This is a genomic window from Nocardioides dubius (assembly GCF_039528155.1).
Classification (GTDB): Bacteria; Actinomycetota; Actinomycetes; order Propionibacteriales; family Nocardioidaceae; genus Nocardioides; species Nocardioides dubius.
In genome coordinates this window covers 333,979-354,178 of sequence record NZ_BAAALG010000001.1, presented here as the reverse complement: position 1 = coordinate 354,178, position 20,200 = coordinate 333,979, and the positions used below count along the sequence as shown (strand labels likewise).

18 protein-coding genes are annotated in these 20,200 nt (G+C 71.0%); 6 read left to right on the top strand and 12 right to left on the bottom strand.

Annotation, left to right across the window (positions count from 1 at the left end; all coding sequences use genetic code 11):
- Positions 1-27: 27 nt before the first annotated feature.
- Positions 28-1,815: an acetyl/propionyl/methylcrotonyl-CoA carboxylase subunit alpha gene (locus tag ABD151_RS01580; RefSeq protein WP_343990635.1), complete on the bottom strand. Its 1,788-nt coding sequence runs from the start codon at positions 1,813-1,815 to the stop codon at positions 28-30.
- A gap of 235 nt (positions 1,816-2,050) precedes the next feature.
- Between ABD151_RS01580 and ABD151_RS01575 the strand changes: the two genes are divergently transcribed.
- The 3 genes from ABD151_RS01575 to ABD151_RS01565 are packed head-to-tail and all read left to right on the top strand — an operon-like array spanning position 2,051 to position 4,355.
- Complete coding sequence (locus ABD151_RS01575) at positions 2,051-3,247, top strand: acyl-CoA dehydrogenase family protein (RefSeq protein WP_343990633.1); 1,197 nt, start codon at positions 2,051-2,053, stop codon at positions 3,245-3,247.
- 5 nt (positions 3,248-3,252) lie between these two features.
- Positions 3,253-3,819, top strand: coding sequence for an NUDIX hydrolase (locus ABD151_RS01570; RefSeq protein ID WP_343990632.1), 567 nt, complete (start codon positions 3,253-3,255; stop codon positions 3,817-3,819).
- Positions 3,820-3,842: 23 nt separating this feature from the next.
- Positions 3,843-4,355 (top strand): GtrA family protein, encoded by a 513-nt coding sequence (locus tag ABD151_RS01565; RefSeq protein WP_343990630.1) that lies wholly within the window; start codon positions 3,843-3,845, stop codon positions 4,353-4,355.
- Positions 4,356-4,379: 24 nt separating this feature from the next.
- Here the strand turns inward: ABD151_RS01565 and ABD151_RS01560 are convergent, their stop codons facing one another.
- Genes ABD151_RS01560 through ABD151_RS01550 form a run of 3 tightly spaced genes read right to left on the bottom strand, consistent with a single transcriptional unit; the run spans position 4,380 to position 7,224 of the window.
- Positions 4,380-5,291, bottom strand: coding sequence for an alpha/beta hydrolase (locus ABD151_RS01560; RefSeq protein WP_343990628.1), 912 nt, complete (start codon positions 5,289-5,291; stop codon positions 4,380-4,382).
- Positions 5,288-5,899 (bottom strand): TetR/AcrR family transcriptional regulator, encoded by a 612-nt coding sequence (locus tag ABD151_RS01555; protein WP_343990626.1) that lies wholly within the window; start codon positions 5,897-5,899, stop codon positions 5,288-5,290. Before ABD151_RS01555 ends, ABD151_RS01560 begins: the two co-directional genes overlap by 4 nt.
- Positions 5,896-7,224, bottom strand: coding sequence for a flavin-containing monooxygenase (locus tag ABD151_RS01550; protein WP_343990624.1), 1,329 nt, complete (start codon positions 7,222-7,224; stop codon positions 5,896-5,898). Before ABD151_RS01550 ends, ABD151_RS01555 begins: the two co-directional genes overlap by 4 nt.
- A gap of 109 nt (positions 7,225-7,333) precedes the next feature.
- Between ABD151_RS01550 and ABD151_RS01545 the strand changes: the two genes are divergently transcribed.
- On the top strand, positions 7,334-8,113 hold the full coding sequence (locus tag ABD151_RS01545) for an SDR family NAD(P)-dependent oxidoreductase (RefSeq protein WP_343990622.1): 780 nt from the start codon (positions 7,334-7,336) through the stop codon (positions 8,111-8,113).
- A complete protein-coding gene (locus ABD151_RS01540) occupies positions 8,110-8,946 on the top strand; it encodes an SDR family oxidoreductase (protein ID WP_343990620.1) in 837 nt (278 codons plus the stop codon). Before ABD151_RS01545 ends, ABD151_RS01540 begins: the two co-directional genes overlap by 4 nt.
- Here ABD151_RS01540 and ABD151_RS01535 read toward each other — a convergent pair.
- The 3 genes from ABD151_RS01535 to ABD151_RS01525 are packed head-to-tail and all read right to left on the bottom strand — an operon-like array spanning position 8,926 to position 12,554.
- A complete protein-coding gene (locus tag ABD151_RS01535; RefSeq protein ID WP_343990618.1) occupies positions 8,926-9,531 on the bottom strand; it encodes a Maf family protein in 606 nt (201 codons plus the stop codon). The two genes, ABD151_RS01540 and ABD151_RS01535, sit on opposite strands and share 21 nt — an antisense overlap.
- A 5-nt stretch (positions 9,532-9,536) precedes the next feature.
- A complete protein-coding gene (locus ABD151_RS01530) occupies positions 9,537-11,213 on the bottom strand; it encodes a DUF885 domain-containing protein (RefSeq protein ID WP_343990616.1) in 1,677 nt (558 codons plus the stop codon).
- Positions 11,214-11,261: 48 nt separating this feature from the next.
- Positions 11,262-12,554, bottom strand: a complete 1,293-nt coding sequence (locus ABD151_RS01525; RefSeq protein WP_343990614.1) for a choice-of-anchor P family protein — start codon at positions 12,552-12,554, stop codon at positions 11,262-11,264.
- 104 nt (positions 12,555-12,658) lie between these two features.
- On the opposite strand from ABD151_RS01525, the gene ABD151_RS01520 reads away from it, so the two are divergent.
- Entirely contained in the window at positions 12,659-13,171 is a 513-nt protein-coding gene (locus ABD151_RS01520) for a DUF1877 family protein (RefSeq protein WP_343990612.1), read from the top strand.
- Between the two features lie 23 nt (positions 13,172-13,194).
- Here ABD151_RS01520 and ABD151_RS01515 read toward each other — a convergent pair whose 3' ends face one another.
- The 5 genes from ABD151_RS01515 to ABD151_RS01495 form a co-directional block, all read right to left on the bottom strand.
- Entirely contained in the window at positions 13,195-14,709 is a 1,515-nt protein-coding gene (locus tag ABD151_RS01515) for an HNH endonuclease signature motif containing protein (protein WP_343990610.1), read from the bottom strand.
- A 96-nt stretch (positions 14,710-14,805) separates the two neighbouring features.
- Entirely contained in the window at positions 14,806-15,711 is a 906-nt protein-coding gene (locus ABD151_RS01510; protein WP_343990608.1) for an alpha/beta hydrolase, read from the bottom strand.
- A 5-nt stretch (positions 15,712-15,716) separates the two neighbouring features.
- Positions 15,717-16,049, bottom strand: a complete 333-nt coding sequence (locus ABD151_RS01505; RefSeq protein WP_343990606.1) for a P1 family peptidase — start codon at positions 16,047-16,049, stop codon at positions 15,717-15,719.
- Complete coding sequence (locus tag ABD151_RS01500) at positions 16,016-16,744, bottom strand: P1 family peptidase (protein WP_343990604.1); 729 nt, start codon at positions 16,742-16,744, stop codon at positions 16,016-16,018. Before ABD151_RS01500 ends, ABD151_RS01505 begins: the two co-directional genes overlap by 34 nt.
- Before the next feature lie 107 nt (positions 16,745-16,851).
- Positions 16,852-20,058 carry an amidase family protein gene (locus ABD151_RS01495; RefSeq protein WP_343990602.1) on the bottom strand — a complete coding sequence of 1,069 codons (3,207 nt, stop codon included), beginning with the start codon at positions 20,056-20,058 and terminating at the stop codon, positions 16,852-16,854.
- Positions 20,059-20,200: the final 142 nt, after the last annotated feature.

Here is a 20,200-nt window from a genome sequence, read left to right as displayed (position 1 = left end):
TTCGGTGAGGTGCCAAGGGCACGAAGGTCAGTCCTTGATCTCGCAGATGACCTCGCCGTTGCCGACGGTGGCGCCGACCTCGGCGCCGAGGCCGGTGATGGTGCCGGCCTTGTGGGCCTTCAGCGGCTGCTCCATCTTCATCGCCTCGAGCACGACCACGACGTCGCCCTCGGCGACCTCCTGACCCTCCTCGACGGCGATCTTGACGATGGTGCCCTGCATCGGGGAGGCGACGGAGTCACCGGAGACCGCGGCGCCGGCCTTCTTGGCGGCACGCTTCGGCTTCTTCGCGGCACCCGCGCCGCCGCCGACCGCGAGGCCACCCAGGCCTGCGGGCAGGACGACCTCGAGGCGCTTGCCGCCGACCTCGACGGTCACCTTCTGGCGCTCGCCGGCCTCCTCGGCCTCGCCCGCCTCGCCCTTGTAGGGCTCGATGTTGTTGACGAAGTCGGTCTCGATCCAGGTGGTGTAGACGTCGAAGGAGCCCTCACCGGTCGGGTTCGAGGAGGCCACGTAGGCCGGGTCGTTGAGGACGACCTCGTCGAAGGTCAGTGCGGTCGGCATGCCGTCGATGCGGAACTCGGAGATCGCGCGACGCGAGCGCTCGATGGCCTGGGTGCGGTCGCGACCGGTGACGATCAGCTTGGCGACCAGCGAGTCGAACGCGCCCGGGATGGTCTCGCCCTTCTCGTAGCCGGAGTCCAGGCGGATGCCGGGGCCGCTCGGCGGCGCCCACTCGGTCAGGGTGCCGGGGGCGGGCATGAAGTTGTTGCCCGGGTCCTCGGCGTTGACGCGGAACTCGATCGAGTGACCGATCACCTCGGGGTCGCCGTAGCCGAGCTCCTCGCCGGCGGCGATCCGGAACATCTCGCGGACCAGGTCGATGCCGGTGACCTCCTCGGAGACGCAGTGCTCCACCTGGAGGCGGGTGTTGACCTCGAGGAAGGAGATGGTGCCGTCGCGGGCGACCAGGAACTCACAGGTTCCGGCGCCGACGTAGCCGGCCTCCTTCAGGATCGCCTTGGACGACTCGTAGAGGCGCTCGTTCTGCTCGTCGGTGAGGAACGGCGCGGGCGCCTCCTCGACCAGCTTCTGGTGACGACGCTGCAGCGAGCAGTCGCGGGTGGAGACCACCACGACGTTGCCGTGCTGGTCGGCCAGGCACTGGGTCTCGACGTGACGCGGACGGTCCAGGAACTTCTCGACCAGGCACTCGCCGCGGCCGAAGGCGCTGATCGCCTCGCGGGTCGCGGACTCGAACAGCTCGGGGATCTCCTCGATGGTGCGGGCCACCTTGAGGCCACGGCCACCGCCGCCGAAGACCGCCTTGATGGCGACCGGCAGGCCGTGCTCCTCGGCGAAGGCGACGATCTCGTCGGCGCCCTTCACCGGCTCCTTGAGGCCCGGCGCCAGCGGGGCGCCGGCGGCCAGCGCGATGTTCTTGGCCTTGGCCTTGTCACCGAGGTTGTCGATGGCGTCGGGGGAGGGGCCGATCCAGATCAGGCCGGCGTCGAGCACGGCCTGGGCGAAGAGGGCGTTCTCGGCGAGGAAGCCGTAGCCCGGGTGCACGGAGTCGGCGCCGGACTTCTTGGCGACGTCGATGATCTTCTCGATGGAGAGGTACGACTCGGCCGGCGTCGCGCCACCCAGCGCGTGGGCCTCGTCGGCGAGGCGCACGAAGAGGGCCTCGCGGTCCGGCTCGGCGTACACGGCTACCGAGGCGATGCCGGCGTCCTTGCAGGCGCGAATGACGCGGACGGCAATCTCGCCACGGTTGGCGATGAGGACCTTCTGCAGGGGCTTGATCTCAGGCACTCGTACTCCTCGACTGCGGGGTTCTTGGGGGCCCAGCGGCAACTGCGCCACCAACGGAGTCTAGGACCCCCGTCCGGCGCGGCCATGACCGCCTCCGGAACTTGGGACGGGGACGACGTTGCTACTCAGGGGTAGGCGTGGTCGGCTGCGGCGCCGATCCGCCGTCGCCCTCGGGGCGACACCTTCCGGTCGAAGGGGTTATCAATCGTTAACCACTTCGGCTAGGGTGGCCGGCATGAGCTTTGAACTCTCCCGTGAGCATGAGGAGTTCCGCCGTTCGGTACGGGACTTCGCCCAGGCCGAGATCGCCCCGCACGTCGCGCAGTGGGATCGCGAGCACCACTTCCCGGTCGACGTGGTGCAGAAGATGGGGGCCCTCGGCCTCTTCGGCCTGACCGCTCCCGAGGAGTTCGGCGGCGCCGGCCTGGCGCCGGAGGACGGCCCGTTCACCTCGCTCTGCCTGGCGATCGAGGAGCTCGGCCGCGTCGATCAGTCGATCGGGATCACCCTGGAGGCCGGCGTCGGACTGGGCATCAACCCGATCCTCACCTTCGGCAACGACGAGCAGAAGGCGCAGTGGCTGCCGGACCTGGTCGCTGGACGGCGCCTGGCCGGCTTCGGCCTGACCGAGCCCGGGGCCGGCTCGGACGCCGGTGCGACCGCCACCAAGGCGGTGCTCGACGGCGGGGAGTGGGTCGTCAACGGCGCTAAGCAGTTCATCACCAACTCGGGCTCGGCGATCACCTCGCTGGTCACCGTGACCGCGCGCACCGGCGTCGCCGAGAGCGGCAAGCCCGAGATCAGCACCATCATCGTGCCCAGCGGCACCCCCGGCTTCACCGCCGAGCCCGGCTACGACAAGCTCGGCTGGCACATCTCCGACACCCACCCGCTGACCTTCACCGACGCGCGGGTGCCCGAGGCGAACCTGCTCGGCGAGCGCGGACGCGGCTACGCCCAGTTCCTGGCCACCCTCGACGACGGCAGGGTCGCGATCTCGGCACTCGCCGTCGGCCTGATCCAGGCCTGCGTGGAGCTGTGCACCACCTATGCGCTCGAGCGGCAGACGATGGGTGGTCCGATCGGGCGCAAGCAGGGCGTCGCCTTCCAGATCGCCGACCTCGAGGTGATGCTGCACGCCTCGCGGCTGCTCACCTACCGGGCGGCGGCGATGAAGGACGCGATGGCCGAGGGCCGCGGGCCGAGCGTGGCGGAGTTCAAGCAGGCGGCCTCGGTGGCCAAGCTCTACACCTCGGAGTCCGCGGTGACCGCGACCCGGATCGCCACCCAGGTCTTCGGCGGCTACGGGTTCATGGAGGAGTACCCGGTGGCGCGCTTCTACCGCGACGCCAAGATCCTGGAGATCGGCGAGGGCACCAGCGAGGTGCAGCGGATGCTGATCGCGCGGGGGCTCGGCCTGCCTGTTGAATAGGAGGCATGGCCGTCGAGGAGAACACCCGCACGTTCGAGGTTCCGGATGATCCGGCCCGGCGCCCGCTGCGCCGGCGCTCGACGGTGCGGGTGCTGGTGATCGACGACGCCGGCCGGGTGCTGCTGTTCCGTGACAGCGACCCCGGCACCGGCGCCACCTGGTGGATCACGCCGGGCGGCGGCATCGACGAGGGCGAGAGCGAGCTGGCCGCGGTGCGCCGCGAGCTGGCCGAGGAGACCGGGCTGGAGGTCGCCGCCGAGCAGGTGATCGGGCCGCTGGCCGCACGCCGCGTCTGGCACGGCTACAGCGACGTCGTCGTGGACCAGCGCGACACCTTCTACGCGGTGCGCACGCAGGCCTTCGAGATCGACACCTCCGGCCACACCGAGGAGGAGCAGATCACCCTGCAGGAGTCCCGCTGGTGGAGTCGCGCGGAGCTGGCCGACCCGGCCGGTGCGGTCCTCTGGCCGGTCGACCTGACGGCGTTCCTCGATCTGCTGGCGAGCCCCGAGCGGTGGCCGCTGAGCCTGCCCGACGTCGAGGAGAGCAGTGTGCCTGTCAGGCCTTCCTAGACGGTGTCCTAGCCTTGGCCACCATGGGGCCACGCAGCAGACGTCTCCTCGATGAGGGGATGCGCTTCCTCGCCGTCGGTGGGGCGGCGACGATCGTCGCGTTCGTGCTCTTCAATTTCCTGGTCCACGGCCTGCTGGTGCTCGACGATCCGTGGCTGCACGGGCATCCGACGATCGCCTACGTGATCGCGAACACCGTCGGCATGTGGATCAGCTACCACGGCACCAAGACCTGGGCCTTCCAGAACCGGGCGTCGGCCCACCCCGACGGCGGCGTCACCATGTACGTGGTGATCAACGTGATCACGATGACGCTGCCGATCGCCTGTCTGTGGGTCAGCCGGCACGCCCTCGGGCTCACCGATGCGCTGTCGGACAACATCGCCGCCAACGTGGTCGGCCTCGCGCTCGGCACCGGCGCGCGCTTCTATCTGTTCCGGCGCCTGGTCTTCGCGGTGCCCTCCTATCAGCACACGACGCTCGCCGGCACGGTGGCCGAGCCGCTTCCCGATCTGAGCGAGTCGACCGACTCCTGAGCGCTGCCGGCCGCTCGGGCCGGCTCAGCCGGCCAGGGTGCGCTGCAGGAAGGTGCTCGCGTGCGTCAGAGCGGCGCCGTGCCACTTCTTGGGCGCGAAGACGTCGAAGTGGTCGCACGGGTAGTGCCGCACCTGCGCCTTGGCGGCGAACGCCGCGTTGGCGGCCGCCTGGGGCGGCGCACTGCGGTCGAAGTCGGCGATCTGCACCAGCATCGGGGCCTTCACCTCGCCGGCCAGCTGCAGCGGCTTGCGGCCGCCGAGCTCGAGGCCGACGTCGGCGTGCACCTCGTTGCGCCAGGTCGGCCCGGCGATGGCGAGGTAGTCCTCCTCGGCACCGGGGAGGGTGAGTGCGCCCAGCCTCCCAGGCGCCGCCACGACCGGCATGGTGACCTCGCCCAGGCCGAGCCGGCCCGCGATCCGGCCGCGGATGCCGCGTCCGGTGGCGCGCAGCAGCTCGGTCGGGCGGTGCACCCGGGCGGCCTGGACGGCGGCGGCGCGGCCGTCGACCATCGGCACCACGGCGACCACCGCGGCGATGTCGTCGCGCTCGGCGGCGGCGCGGATCACGTGGCCGCCGGCCAGCGAGACGCCCCACAGGGCGACCCGGTCAGGGTCGATGCCGGGCAGCGCGCGGGCGGCGTCGACGGCGGCGTGCAGGTCGGCGACCTGGTCCTCGATCCGGACCCGCTGGCGCGGCGTGCCCGCGGAGGCGCCGAAGCCGCGGTAGTCGAAGGCGAAGGCGTCGATGCCGGCGTCGGCGAACCCCTCGGCGAAGGGCAGCAGGCCGGAGTCGACGGTGCCGGCCAGGCCGTGCGCGAGCACCACGATCGGGCGCCCGGCCGCCGTGGTCAGGGCGTCGGTGCGGGCCGGCACATGGGTGGCCTGGCAGGTCACGCCGCCGGAGCGGAAGGTCTGCGTGGCGAGGGTGGTGGTCATCGTTGTCCTCCGTAGATGGTGCGCACCCAGATCGAGGTGAGTGCGTCGATGTGCGCGGCGCGCGCGGGGCCGTGGCCGAGTGCGTAGCGCTCGATGGAGCGGTCGTTGAGCTCGAGCAGCACGCTGGCCAGGGCGTCGGCGTCCGCGCCGTCGGGGGCCTTGGCGGTGGCCCGCTCGTTGGTGATCATGGTGGCGATCTGCTGGGCGAAGCCGGCGCGGCCCTGGTCCCAGTCCTCGCGCAGGGTGGCGCTGGTGGCGCGTGCCTCCAACAGCACCCGGTAGGCGTAGGGCCGTCGATCGACCATGTCGAACAGGTGGCTGATCACCTGGTGGATCCGCGGCTCGGGCTCGCCCTCCGCCTCGACCAGGCGGTCGGTCTCGTTGGCGGCGTCGTCGTACATCTCCTCGAGCAGCGCCATCACCGCCATCGCCTTGCTCTCGAAGTAGAAGTAGAACGCCGAGCGGGTGACGCCGGCCCGTCGTGACACCTCCGCCACGTTGATCGACTCCAGGGAGGGCGCCTCCCGCAGCAGCTCGTCGAGGGCGAGGAGCAGCGCGGCACGCCGCTCGTCGCCGCGGCCGGGGCCTCGCCGGTCCAGTCTGCTCAACGGGCCCGCCCTGCCAGAGCTCGGGCGTGGCCGCGGGGGAGCTCCTTGGTGCGTGCCTCGTGCTCGTAGATGAAGTAGTCGACCTGCTGCGTGTGCCGCGGACGCTGCACCATGTGGGCGGTGTAGCGCTGCTCGTCGGCGGTGATCGTCTCCTCCATCTCCGCGGCGCTCGGCAGGGCGTAGTCGCCGGTCAGGTAGGCGGCCACGATCCGGGTCTGCGCCTCGACGAACGGGAAGAGCGTCGGGGTGGACTGGGCGAAGCCGACGAAGGCGAGGTCGTCCATGCCGGGCAGGAAGATCCGCTTGTAGAGCCGGATGTGGTTGTCGGGTGCGGAGATGAACGCGGGGTCGAAGAACGGGAAGGTGATGTTGTAGCCGGTGGCGTTGACGATCACGTCGAACTCCTGCGACGTGCCGTCCTCGAAGTGCACGGTGTCACCGTCGAGGCGGCTGACGTTGGGCTTGGCGGTGACGTCGCCCGACCCCAGCCGCAGCGGGAGCTCCACCGACTGGGTCGGGTGCGCCTCGAAGAAGAGGTGGTTGGGAGTCGGCAGCCCGTAGCGCTCGGGGCGGCCGGAGATCAGCGGCTGGCCGAGCTGAGCCATCTTCCGCTGCCACTTCAGCGGCAGGTAGGGGGAGGTGGCGTAGAGCTCGTCGGCCGGGCGGCCGGCCAGGTACTTGGGCACCACCCAGGCGCCCGAGCGGGTGGAGAGCACGACCTCGTTCTCCAACGCCTTGGAGGAGAGCTCGACGGCGATGTCGGCGGCGGAGTTGCCGATGCCGACGATCAGGATCCGCTTGCCGGTGAAGTCCAGCGGGGTGCGCGGGTCGATGTAGTCGTGCGAGTGGATCGTGGTGCCGGTGAACTCGCCCTCGAAGTCGGGATGCCGCGGGTCCCAGTGGTGGCCGTTGGCGACGACCAGGAAGTCGAACTCGCGCCGGCTGCCGTCCTGCAGATCGAGCAGCCAGCCGCCGTCCGGGCGCCGTTCGGCGTGCACGACGCCGTTCTCGAACTCGATGTGCGACTTGAGGTCGAACGCGTCGGCGTACCCCTCCAGGTACTCCTTGATCTGCGAGTGGTGGGGGAAGTCGGGGAAGTGCTCCGGCATCGGGTAGTCGCGGAACGAGAGCCGGTTCTTCGAGGTGTCGATGTGCAGCGAGCGGTAGGCGCTGCTGTGGCCGTTCGGGTTGCCGAACGCCCAGTTGCCGCCGATCCGGTCCGAGGACTCGAAGACGGTGAAGGGCACGGCGTAGTCGGCCAGCATCTTGGCCGTGGTCAGGCCGCTGATGCCTGCGCCGATGATCGCGGTGCGGGGGGCGCTCATGGGTCCTCCGGGGCGTTGGTGTTGGTGGAGAGAAAAGGGGTGACAGCGGTCACACTAGGGGCTAGTTTTGACACGCGTCAATCAGAATCGACAAACGTCAGGAGTTGTTGTGACCGTTACGCCTACGCCCGTCTCCGTCGTGGTGGGCGGTGCCTCCGGCATCGGCCTCGCCACCGTCCACGCGCTTGCCGCGGCGGGCCATCGGGTCGCCGTCGCCGACCTGGACCAGGCCGCTGCGGCCGCCGCGCTGGACGGCCTGGGGAGTGAGCACAGCGCGCACCGGGTCGATGTCACCGATGAGTCGGCCGTCGAGGCGTTGTTCGCTGCGGTGCTGGAGCGGCACGGCTCGGTGAGCGGCGTCGTCAACTGTGCCGGGGTGAGCACCCTGGCCTCGGTCGTCGACCACGACGTCACCGAGTTCCGGCGGGTGGTGGACGTCTGCCTGACCGGCGCCTTCCTGGTGCTCAAGCATGGCGGAAGGACGCTGCTGGACGGCGGCGCGATGGTCTCGCTGACCTCGCTCAACGCACGTCAGCCCGGTGCCGGCCTGGTGGCGTACTGCGCGGCCAAGGCCGGGCTGGTCAGCCTGACCCAGGTCAGCGCGCTGGAGCTCGGCGCTCGGGGAATCCGGGTGAACTCGGTCTCGCCGGGCCTGGTGGTGACCCCGCTGACGGCGCCGGCCATGGACATCCCCGGCGTCCGCGACGACTACCTGGCCAACACCCCGCTGGGGCGCAGCGGCGAGCCGGAGGAGATCGCCGCGGTGATCCGCTTCCTGCTCTCCGAGGAGGCGCGCTGGATCACCGGCGAGACCGTCGAGATCAACGGCGGCGCCCACCTGCGTCGCTACCCGGACCTGGTCCAGCACGTGATGGCGGCCTTCGGATGAGCCGCGACCTCTCCGCGCTGCGCGGGCGTACCGCGCTGGTGACCGGCGGCGCCTCGGGGATCGGCGCCGCGCTCGGCCGGGCCCTGGTCGCCGCCGGCGCGCACGTGGTGCTGGCCGACCTCGACGGGGCGGGCGCGCAGGCCTCCGCGGCCGCGACCAGCGGCCCGGGCAACGCGACCGGGATCACCCTCGACGTCACCGACGCCGCGGCGGTGGAGGCCGCGGTGGCCGCGATCTCCGACGAGCACGGCCGGATCGACCTGGTCTTCAACAACGCTGGGATCACCCTGATCGGGGACACCGAGCAGCTCACCCTGGCGCAGTGGAACGCGATCATCGACGTCAACATCCGCGGCGTGGTGCACGGCGTGGCGGCGGCCTATCCGCGGATGATCGCGCAGGGCGGCGGACATCTGGTGAACACCGCGTCGATGGGCGGGCTGATGGCGGCCGGGCTGCTCACCTCGTACGTGATGACCAAGCACGCCGTGGTCGGGCTCTCGCTGGCGCTGCGCTCGGAGGCGGCGGCGCACGGCGTCGGCGTCACCGTGGTCTGCCCGGCGGCGGTGGACACCCCGATCCTCGACAAGGGGGAGTTCGGCGCGATCAACGGCCGCGACTACTACCTCAAGGGCCAGGGGATCAAGCGGCCGGTGGACCCGGACGCGCTGGCCGCGCGGGTGCTGGCCGCCGTCGTCGCCGACGAGGCCGTGGTGATCGAGCCGCGGCAGGCCCGGATGGCCTATCGGCTGCAGCGCTTCGCGCCGGGGCTGGTGCGCCGGGCCTCGGTCGGCTTCGTCGCCAAGCAGCGCTCAGGTGCTGCTGGCCGCTGAGCGCCACAGGCCGACCCAGGAGTGACCGAGCTCGGTCACCAGGCGGCGAAGGGTCGGCAGGCTGAGCCCGATCACGTTGTGGTGATCGCCCTCGATGTGGGTGATGAACGCTCCGCCGAGGCCGTCGATGGTGAAGGCACCGGCCACGTGCAGCGGCTCGCCGCTCGCCACGTAGGCGGCGATCTCCGCGTCGGTGACGTCGGCGAAGTGCACCGTGGTGCTGACCGTGGCGGTGACGACCTGGTTGCTGGCGGTGTCCTGGAGGGCGTGACCGGTGTGCAGGACGCCGCTGCGCCCCCGCATCGCCTGCCAGCGCGCGGTCGCCTCGGCAGCGTCGGCGGGCTTGCCGAGCGCCTGGCCCTCGAACTCGAGAACCGAGTCGCAGCCCAGCACCAGGGCGTCGTCGACGCCGCCCGCGACGGCGGCGTTCTTCAGGACCGCCAGTTGGCCCGCGAGCTCGGCCGGCGGGAGGTGGTCGAGGACCGACTCGTCGACGCCCGAGACGATCACCTCGGGGTCGATGCCGGCGCGCTGCAGGACGGCGAGACGGGCAGGGGAGGCCGAGGCGAGGACGAAGCGGGGCATGCGGGTCAGCCTCTCACCAGCGCTGCGCGCAACGGGTCGAGGCCCAGGGGACCGAGGTCGAGGACGGAGCGGTGGAAGGACTTCAGGTCGAACGCGCTGCCCTGCGCGGCCCGGGCGGCGTCCCGTGCCTCCAGCCAGATCCGCTCGCCGACCTTGTAGGAGGGGGCCTGGCCCGGCCAGCCGAGGTAGCGGTTCACCTCGAAGACGATGGTGGGGTCGTCCATCCGGGCGTGGGCGCGCATGAACTCCAGGCCGAGTGCCGGCGTCCAGCGCTCACCGGGGTGGAAGCCGAACGGGTTGTCGGCCGGGATCTCTAGCTGCAGGTGCATGCCGATGTCGACGATCACCCGTGCCGCCCGCAGACCCTGGCCATCGAGCCAGCCGAGGCGGTGGGTCGGATCCTCGAGGTAGCCGAGCTCCTCCATCAACCGCTCGGCGTAGAGCGCCCAACCCTCGCCGTGGCCGCTGACCCAGCACATCAGCCGCTGCCAGCGGTTCAGCGACTCGCTGCGGTACGCGGTCTGCCCGATCTGGAGGTGGTGGCCGGGCACGCCCTCGTGGAAGACGGTGGTCACCTCGCGCCAGGGGCTGAACTCGTCGATCCCCTCCGGCACCGACCACCACATCCGGCCGGGGCGGGAGAAGTCCTCCGACGGGCCGGTGTAGTAGATGCCGCCGTCGCTGGTCGGCGCGATGCAGCACTCGATCCGGCGGACCGGCTCGGGGATGTCGAAGTGCACGTCGGCGAGCTCGGCCACGGTGCGGTCGGCGAGCTCCTGCATCCAGTCGCGGAACGCCTCCTTGCCCTGGATCCGGGTGGAGGGGTCGGCGTCCAGGTGGGCGACCGCCTCGTCGATGCTGGAGCCGGGCAGGATCAGCCCGGCAGTGGCGGTCATGTCGTCCTCGATCCGCTTGAGCTCCTCCCAGCCCCAGGCATAGGTCTGCTCGAGGTCGATCTCGGCGCCGAGGAAGTAGCGGGAGGCGAGCGCGTAGTGCTCGCGCCCCACCGCCTCGACGTCGCGGCCCTGGGGCTCCATCTCGTCCTCCAGGAAGAGCCCGAAGTCGGAGAGCGCGCGGGTGGCCCGGGTGGCGTGCTCGTCGAGCTGGCTGCGCAGCGCGCCGTCGAGCTCGCACTCGGCGACCAGGTTGCGCAGCACGTTGCCGCCGCCGGTCCAGCTGCGGATCTGGGCGGCCACCTCGGTGTACTGGCGCGACGCCGCCACGTTGCCCTTGGCGGCCTCCTCGGCGAGCGTGATCCGGTAGCCCTGCAGGGCGTCCGGGATGGCGGCGAGGCGGGCGTCGATGTTGCTCCACGCCTCCTCGCCCTCGTGCGGCATCAGGTCGAAGCAGCTGCGGATCTCGTGCAGGCCGCTGCTGATCACCGAGAAGTCGCTGCGCTCGATGCCGGCGTCGGCGCGGGCGATCTGCAACCCGACGCGCTCCAGGAACGCCTCCTTGGCGACCTGCTCGCGCTCGTCGACCGGCGTGGCCGCCTCGACCGCGGCGAACGCCCGGCGGGTCATCTCCTCGCGGGCGGCGAAGCCGTCGGGGGAATAGTCGGTGAGCAGATGGTCGTGGCCGTCGATCCCCAGGTAGGTGGCAGTGATCGGGTCGGCTGCGGCGTACTCCGCCACGTACCGATCGGCGATCTGGTCGACCTCACGCTGCTCCTGACTCGTCATGGCCCCACCCTATCCACGGGTGGGGCCATCAACGGGCCGCCGAGAAGGTCAGCGCCACAGGCGGGTGGAGGCGACCCCGATCTCGATCTCGGCACCGACCTTGAGGTCGTTGCGGGGCTCGAGCACCTTGATGTGGATGGCGCGGATCAGGTTGGAGGAGTTGGTGCGCACCCGCTGGTTGATGGTCACCCGGCCCAGCCCTGCGACATCGATCTTGGTGTTCGGGCCGACGTTCACGGGGATCTTCCGGCCGGCGATGGTGAGGTTCACCAGGGTCATCCGCTCCTGCGGGCGGTACCTCTTGCCGCGGATCTTGGCGCGCGCCTCGACCTTGAGGGCGTCGGCGGTGATCAGCCCGTTGAGCAGGTTGACGCCGGCGACCTGGGTGGTGTTCTTGATGTCGGCGCGGCGCTTGGAGGACTTCGACCAGGTGGAGGAGTTGATCGCGCCCACGTAGAGGATGCCGGGCACGTCGACGCTGGCGGTGCGGTTGACCTCGGTCTTGCCGGCCGTGCTGTTCGGCGGGGTCGCCACCTGGCCGGTCGGACCGACCTCGCCGGAGATCGCGTCGGTCAGCTTCACCAGGGCCTTGGTGCCGTAGGCGGTGCCGCCGATGGTCGGGTTCTTGGCGGGGACCGGGACGGCCAGGGTGGTGAAGGTCGGGTTCAGCACGATCGAGCTGCCCATCGAGGCGGGACCGAAGTCCTTGAGCAGGTGCACGCCCAGGGCGTAGCCCTGGCTGTTGGCGATGCCGTGCTTGGTGGCGACGTTGGTGACGTTGGCCTCGACTGTGGCGACGCCGGGGATGGTGACCCGGAAGTTCTCCGGGATGTCGACCGGGAGCTGCAGCGAGCCGATCTTGAGGTCGACGAACCGGGTGCTGGAGTGGCCGCTGAGCTTGGTCGGCAGACCGCGGGTGGTGTTGGTGGTCTCCACCGCGGTGGCGGTGATCAGCCCGTTCAGCAGGTTGACGCCGGCAGTGCGTGCCTTGGTGACGACCTTGACGCCGCGCTTGCCGGACTTCGTGGCCTGGGTGGACGTGCGGACCGCGCCGACGCTGACCAGCGAGGAGACCTTGACGTCGGCGGTGGTGCTCGAGGACCTGCTCGGCAGTGCTGTGCCCGCGATCGTCGACTGTGCGGTGAGGTCGGAGGACAGGGTGGTGCCCAACGCCTGCACCATCGTGCCGCCGGAGTAGGAGAGGAAGCCGTAGGGCGCGTACTTCTTGCTGGGCTTGGCGGCCTCGGCAGTGGTCGCAGCGCCGGGGACCACCAGTGCTCCGAGCAGCAGCGCGGCGAGCGCGGTCAGGGTACGGATTCGTGCGGTTCGTGCTGTGAGCATCGTTGCCTCGAGAATTCGACGTCGGATGCTCCCTCCGCAAAATAGGGTAGACACAGGCGGTGGTCTAGGCCAACCCGGACGCGCCCTCACGGACAGGAGGATCGATGCAACGCGGTGTGCACTTCATGCTCGACGCCGATCAGGCGGCGGCATTCGACGCGGCCAGCGGGGACGACGACCGGCTGGTGGAGCTGGTCGAGGCGCTGGAGGAGACTCTTGAGGAGGCGCTTGAGCAGGAGGCGACCTCGTTCTGCGAGAGCGACAAGGCGTGGGACCCGATCTCCTGCGCGCTGGCGCCGTCCGGACCGGACCGTGATCCGCAGGACTGGCCGTGGACCGGGGTCGTGCTCGGCCAGCGGTCGCTGCAGGCTGACGATGACGAGCTGCTGGTCAGCCTGCTCGACCCGGCCAGCGTGGCCGAGGTCAGCGAGGCGCTGGACACCCTGGACGAGGAGACCTTCGCCGAGGCCTACGCGCAGATGCCGGCGGAGCTGCGCAACCCGGAGTACTCCGACGACGAGTGTGCCTACGCCTGGGAGTACCTGAGCGACCTGATCGCGTTCTTCGGCCAGGCACGCTCCGCTGGTGCGCACGTGCTCTTTCACGTCGGCCACTGACCGGGCCGGGCGCGGCTGGTCCGTCACGTGCGTCTGCGGAATCTGATCCCGCCGTGGGGGAGGTATTCGACCTGATAGGTGGGGTCGTGGATGTAGTGGTGGTGCTTGCTGCAGAGGAGGCTGCCGTCGGCGAGGTCGGTTCGTCCGCCGAGGTGCCAGGGGTTGTTGTGGTGTGCTTCGCACCAGGTGGCGGGTATTCGGCAGTTCTCGGCGAGGCAGTAGGGGTGGATGAGGGCGAGTGCTCGGTGTTGGGCTGCGCTGTAGAAGCGTTTGGTTCGCCCTAGGTCGAGGGGTTGGCTGTGGCCGTCGAGTACGGCGGGGATGATGCCGGCGTTGCAGGCGAGGCGTCGGGCTTCGCCGGCTGAGATCCGGTCGTGCCACCCGTCGCGTTGGGTGGTCAGGGTGGCGGTGCCGATCTCGTTGCGCAGCGCGTCGAGGCTGATGGTGACGACGACGGTGGTGGCGTCTCCTCCGTGCAGGGGTAGGCGTTTCGGGTCGAGGGTCTCCAGGAGTGTGTTCAATGCGCGGGCGTTGCGTTGGGGGGTGGAGAGCTTCCGGATGGGGTGGGGTTGGCCGCTGCCGCTGCCGCTGCCGCTGCCGCTGCCGCTGCCGCTGCCGCTGCCGCTGCCGCTGCCGCTGTTGGAATCGCTGGTTCCGGTCGCGTCGTCGCTGGCTGGATCGTCGAACTCGCCGTGGTGCGCATCGCGGCCGGGACATTCGAGGTCCCCGCACGACTCGGCGTACGCGCCTGTCTCGTCGGGCACACAGCCGCAGGGTGCGGGGGTGAGGTGGTCCCGGCGTGGGTTGGTGATCGCGTTCAGGGCAGTCGCCAGCCGATTCGCGCAGCCGTCGGTGAGCAGGCCGCTGATGCGGGTGGTGCCGTCGCCTTGTGGCTTCAAGGTGAGCTGTTGCCGTTCTCGGGCGGAGCGTTCCTCGTCGGCGAGGCGTTTGCCTTCCACGGCTTCGGCGATGTCGGGAGCGACCACATCGATGATGCGTTTGCCCATCCGGCGGAGGTCGTTGGGTCCGAACTGTTCGGCGTGCTCGACAAGGGTCCGCTCGGCGTCACGAAGCACCGTGGCGTCGAGGTCATCGGGCAGAGCGTTCAAGGAGCGGGTGATCTCCACGGACTGGGCGAGGTTCACGCGCCCTTCGCGCAGTGCGGCGTGCAGGTGCATCCACCTGCTGTCGAGCTCGCGTGCGATCCGCAGCTCGCGGGCCATGGTGCCGTGGGCCTGGTGCGTTTCGTGGGCGAGGTAGTCGCCAATGTTGCGGGCGCCGTGGGCGTCGGCCACATCGAACGCGCACGCCAAGAGCCGGTAGTTCAACTCGGTGAGCCGGGCCCGCAACACCGGCATCCGCAGCAGCACGGCCTCCTTCTCCGCCGTCGTCAGGTAGACCGGCTCAGCATCGAGGCAGGAGTCGAGCGCGGCCTCGATCGCCAACGTGGCTTGGCAGATCGCCTGCTGACTCAACGCCAGTGCGTCGGCCGCGTCGAACTCGCCGGGCGGACCGGATGGGGGAGTGATGCGTGGCATGGATGCCTCCGAGCGGCAGGTGTCTCGGGTGGTTCCCGAGCACACGAATCACGCTAGACGTGACCTCCGACACAGCACCTGACCGCCGACTCAGCGCTACTGGAGCCGCTCGGTGAGCCACGCGTCGATCTCGTCCTGTGCCGCTCCGGCCAGGGGAGTCGGGTGGGCGGTGAAGCCGTGCGGGGCCTCGGGGTAGACCCGCAGGTCCACCCGGACGCCCGCATCCCGCAGACGCTCGGCCATCGCCACGTTGTCGTGCAAGAGGATGTCGTCGGCGCCGACCACCATCAGCACGGGTGGCAGTGCGGCGAGGTCGGTCACCGCGGCGAAGACCGGGGAGAGATCGGGATCGGTACGGTCCGGGGCGTCTGCGGCATAGGCGTCGAGGAACCACTCGTTGTCGATCAGCCGCCCGGCCTCGGTGGTCCCACTCAGGTCGTAGGTGCCGAACTGGAGTACGGCGCCGGCGATGGGCAGGCGCGCACGCTCGCGCAGGCGGAGCAGGGTCGTCATCGCCAGGGTGGAGCCCGCGGAGAAGCCGATCAGTGCGATCCGGTCCGTGCCGAACCGCGTCGTCGCCACCTCCGTCAGCCACTGTGCGGCGGCCTCGCAGTCCTCGGGCGCGGCGGGCCACGGATGCTCCGGCGCCAGGCGATAGTCCACGCTCGCCACGGCGACCCCCAGGTCGTCGACCAGACGCCGGTTGCGCACGTCGCTGGCCGCGGCCGAGCCGAGGTAGAACCCTCCGCCGTGCAGCTCCAGCAGCACCCCGGCGGCGGGCCGGTCGCGCGGAACCTGGATCCGCACCCCGACGCGGTGGCCATCGGCCTCGACGACCTCGACCACCGGCGGTGGCGCCACCGATGCCGGTGCTGGCGCCGCGGCCCGGACTGCGGCGAGCTCTGCCGCGCTACGCGGACCCCGCCCGGGCGCTCGACCGGCGTAGAACTCGCGGGAGGTCTTCGCGGCAGCGGCCAGCCGCTCCGGCCCTGCCCACTCCATGCCGCTCAGCCCAGAGCGCTGGGGAAGGCGTCGCGATAGGAGCGCAGTGGCGGCGTGGAGCCGGGCGTCGAGGTGGCCGCGAGCATCGCCCGCGCCACGGCTCGGGTGACCACGTCGTCGGCAGCGCTGAGCAGCTCCTGGAAGCCGAAGACGTCGCGGGCCGGCCGGGCGCAGGTGGCCAGCGTGAAGAGCGTGTCGCCGTCGAACATGGTGTGCACCGGCTTGATCGCCCGGGCGAAGCCGTCGTGGCCGATCCCGGAGACCTTCTGGCACTGGGCCTTGGTCAAGGTGGCGTCGGTGGCGATCACCCCGATCGTGGTCGCCAGGGCCGGGCGCATCGGTGCGGGCTGCGCCGCGGCAGCAGCCCGGGNNNCGGGCCACCCGCCAGCTCCGCCGGGTCAGGACGGCGCAGGGCGGGCAGGTCGCCGGGTACGCAGTGCCGCTGCGCCCACAGCTCACCGGTCTCCGGGTCCACGGTGGAGCCCACCGCATTTACCACGATCAACGCGCCCACCACCGTGCCGTCGGGCAACGTCGCGGACGCCGTTCCGACACCTCCCTTGAGGCCGCCGGCCCGAGCGCCGGTGCCGGCGCCGACGGTGCCCATCGCGACCTCGCCGTCGGCGGCCGCCGCATACGCGGCCCTGCCGAGGGTGGCGTCGGGGAAGTGGGAGAAGACGCCGCCGCGGCCCAGGTCGTAGATCACCGCGGCCGGGACGATCGGGACCACCTCGCCGGGGCCGCCCATCGGGAAGCCGACGCCGTCCGCGAAGAGCGCGCGAGCGACGCCGTCCGCGGCACCCAGGCCCAGCGCCGAGCCACCGGTCAGGGTGATCGCGTGCACCCGTTCGACCAGGTTGCGCGGGTCGAGCAGGTCGGTCTCCCGGGTGCCCGGCCCACCGCCGCGGACGTCGACGCCGGCCACCGCGCCCTCAGCCGGGGCCAGCACCACGGTGGTCCCCGTCAGCCACCCCCCCTCGGTGCGCTGTGCGTGGCCGACCCGGATCCCTGGCACATCGGTGATCGCGTTCATGCGCCCAGTATCGCGGTCGCCAAGACAGCGGACGGCCTCACCCGGTGATCGGGTGAGGCCGTCCGGCCGTCGCTCTCGGCGACCCGGCAGGCCGGGTCAGCGATCGATCAGCGCAGTCGCACCGTGGTGCTGGCCTTCTTCAGCGAGGCGTTGCCGCTGTAGACCACGCTCACCTTGCGGGCCTTGCCGGGCACCTTGAGGGTGACCGCCTTGGCGCCGACCTTGGCCTTCGCGAGCACCTTGCCGCCGGCCTTGATGCTGACCGTGCCGCTCGGGCTCACGCCGGGGGCGCTCACCTTGACCTTGACCTTGCGGGCCTTGACCGTGGTCGTCAGCCGCGGTGCGGCCTTGGCCACGCTCACCGCGAACGGTGTGCTCGTGCCCTCCAGGTGGTTGCTGCCTGCGGTGACCAGCGCGGTCAGCGTGTGCTTGCCGACAGCCAGCCCCTTGACGGCGATGGTGACGGAGCCGGAGCCGGACAGGGTTCCCGAGCCGACCACGCCGGCGCCCTCGAGCAGCAGCACCCGTGCTCCGGGGGCGTCGGCGTCGATCCGCACGCTGGCGGCCTTGCCGACGGTGGCGGCGGCGGTCGAGGTGCGCACCGCGATCTGGGCGGGCACCACCTTCAGCGTCGTCGCGGCCTCGCTCGCCGCGACCTTGCGGTCGCCGGCGAACCGGGCGACGACCAGGTGCTCGCCGGCCGCCAGGTCGCGGGGCAGGCTCACGGTCGCGACGCCGTCGCTGAGCGTGCCTTCGACCTGGATGCCGTCGACGGCGACGGTGACCGTGCCGGAGACCGCACGGCTGCTGCTCACCTGCACGGTCGCGGTGGCGGCGGTGCCGTGGCTGACGCTGGTCTCGGCGAGCTCCACGGTCACCAGCGACTCGGCCGGTCCGCTGTACTCCAGCGCGGGCGCGACGGTGCTGTGCACCCGGGCGTCGGCCTGCTGCTCGGCGGCGTAGCCCATCGCCAGCACGTCGGCGTCGCTCCAGGCCGGGCCCACCAGCTGCAGCGAGTTGGAGTAGCCCAGGGAGGTCGTGCCGATCGGGATGATCACCGTCGGCAGTCCGACGTTGGAGGTCAGCACGCCACTGGCGCGGTCGGAGGAGAGCACCGCAGAGCTGGCGTCGTTGTTGCCCATCTGGCTGATGAAGCCCGGATAGGCGACGGCGTCGACGTCGGCGGCCTCCATCCACGCGCCGATCGCGGCCTTGTAGGCGTCACGGCGGGCCAGGTAGTTGCTGACGCTGGTCTCGTCGTAGGGCACCCGCGTGCTCACCGAGGTGCCGGAGACGTTGTAGGGCAGGTTGGCGAGGTTCTGCCACACCTCGGCAGGCGTGCGGAGCGGGAAGGTCGGCTCGGAGTCGATGTACTCGACCCAGCCGTGCGCACCGGAGTTGCCGTTGATCGGGCCGGGCGCGGCCGGCTGGGACGGCGGGGCGGTCAGCTCGACCAGCTCGGCGCCGGCCGCCTCCAGGGCGCTCCTGATGTCCGCGAGGGTGTCGGCGCCGGTCGGGTCGTCGGCGATCGACGTCGAGGCGTAGGAGCCCGGCAGGTAGCCGATCTTCTTGCCCTGCAGGGCGTTGGTGCTCAGGCCGGCGCTGAACGACTCCGGCCGCAGGGCGTTGTCGACCCGGCTGGTGAGGATGTCGTCGGGATTGTTGCCGGTGCTCCGGGTGGCCGTCGCGTCCAGCACCTGTGCGAGGTCGCTGACGCTCTGCCCGATCGGGCCGCCGTAGTCCTGACCCCAGGTCAGCGGCATCCCGCCCTCGATGCTGGTCAGCCCGTCGGTGCCGCGGAAGGAGGAGAGGCTGGCGCCGGTGGACGGTGCGTAGAGCGAGACGCCGGTCTGGGTGCCCATCGAGATCGGCGCCAGGTCCGCGGCGACCGCGGTGGCCGAGCCTCCCGAGGAGCCGAACGAGCTCTTCGAGGGGTAGAGACCGTTCCAGGTCTGCATGAACCCGCTCTCGCTGAACGAGCCCGAGTTGGCGAACTCGGAGAGGTTGGTCTTGCCCAGGAAGATCGCGCCGGCCTCGCGCAGCTTGGCGATCTGCCACGCGTCGCTCTCCGGCACCCAGGAGGCCAGCGACTTCACCCCGCCGGTGTTGGGCTGTCCCTCGACGTCGTAGAGGTCCTTGATCGCCATCGGGATGCCGAGCAGTGCGCGCTCGTCGCCCGCGGCCCGGGCGGCATCGGCCTCGGCGGCGTCCGCCAGTGCGGTCTTCGAGACGTGGATGAACGACTTGAGGCCGAGCTGGGTCTGGTCGTAGGCGGCGATCCGGTCCAGGTAGGCCTGGGTGATCTCGACGGAGGTGACCACGCCGGCCGCCAGGTCGCGCTGCAGGTCGGTGACGCTCTTGCCGGTGACGTCGTAGTCGACGCTGGTCCGCACCGTTGCCTGCATCGGGGCAGCAGGCAGCTTGAGCGGGTCGGCGCCGGCACACAGGGCCGCGTCGAAGCCGGGCAGGTCGGCCAGGCCCCAGTTGGCGATGGTGCAGACCTCGTCGAGGGTCAGCGGGTCGAGGCTCGGCGCCGCAGCGAGTGCAGCGGTCGCCTCCGCTGCCGTGGTCTCGGCCTGCGCGCCCACGTAGACGTAGTGCAGCAGCGAGGCGGTGCTGCCGGGCTCGATGGTCAGCTCGTGCACGAACCCCGGGTTGTTCTGGCCCGAGCCGGTGGGGGAGTAGGGCGTGCTGAACGGGTCGTTCTGCTGGTCGCCGAGGGTGAACTCGCCGGTGCCCGCGACGACGCCGGTCGGGCGGACCTGACCGGGACTGGTCGCCACCATCCAGGAGTCGCCGGCCTCCAGCACGCTGTCGCCGTCAGCGGTCGCGCTGACCGTTCCTGCGGTGCTGCTGCCGGGGACGCCGTAGCCCAGCGAGCCGCCGAAGGAGGCGCGCACGGTGATCGGCTCGGTGGTGGTGTTGGTGAAGGTGTCGAAGAAGATGCCGGTGTTGCCGGCCTCGTCGACGTCGAGCTTGCGGCTCACGGTGACGCCGTCGAGGCGGACCGAGGCGGTGGAGACGTAGCTGCCGCCGACGCCGGTCAAGCCGAAGCCGCGCAGCATCTGGCCGTTCATCGGGTCGGTGCCGCCGGCGACCTTGAGGAAGAGGCTGCCGAACGCCTCCAGCCGCGAGTTGGAGACCTTCTGGATGCTGCCGGTGTCGAGGCCCGGACGGCGGGCGTCGTTGACGCTCCAGACGGCGGCGTTGTCGGTGGTGACCGAGGTGACCGCGGTGGCGGGGCCGGTGAGCAGGGTGCCGCCGAGGGCGAGCACGGCGAGCGCCGGTACGAGACGGCGAGGGGTGGGAGTCATGCGATTCCGATCGTCGGGGGCGATTCCTGACGACCGTAAGAAAGTTGCATTGCCCAGATGAGTGCTGCAGTTTTCAACCAGGTAACAGAGCAGAGCCGCGTGTTACGAATCGGCTCCCGCGGCGCTGTGGCCACAGACGCCG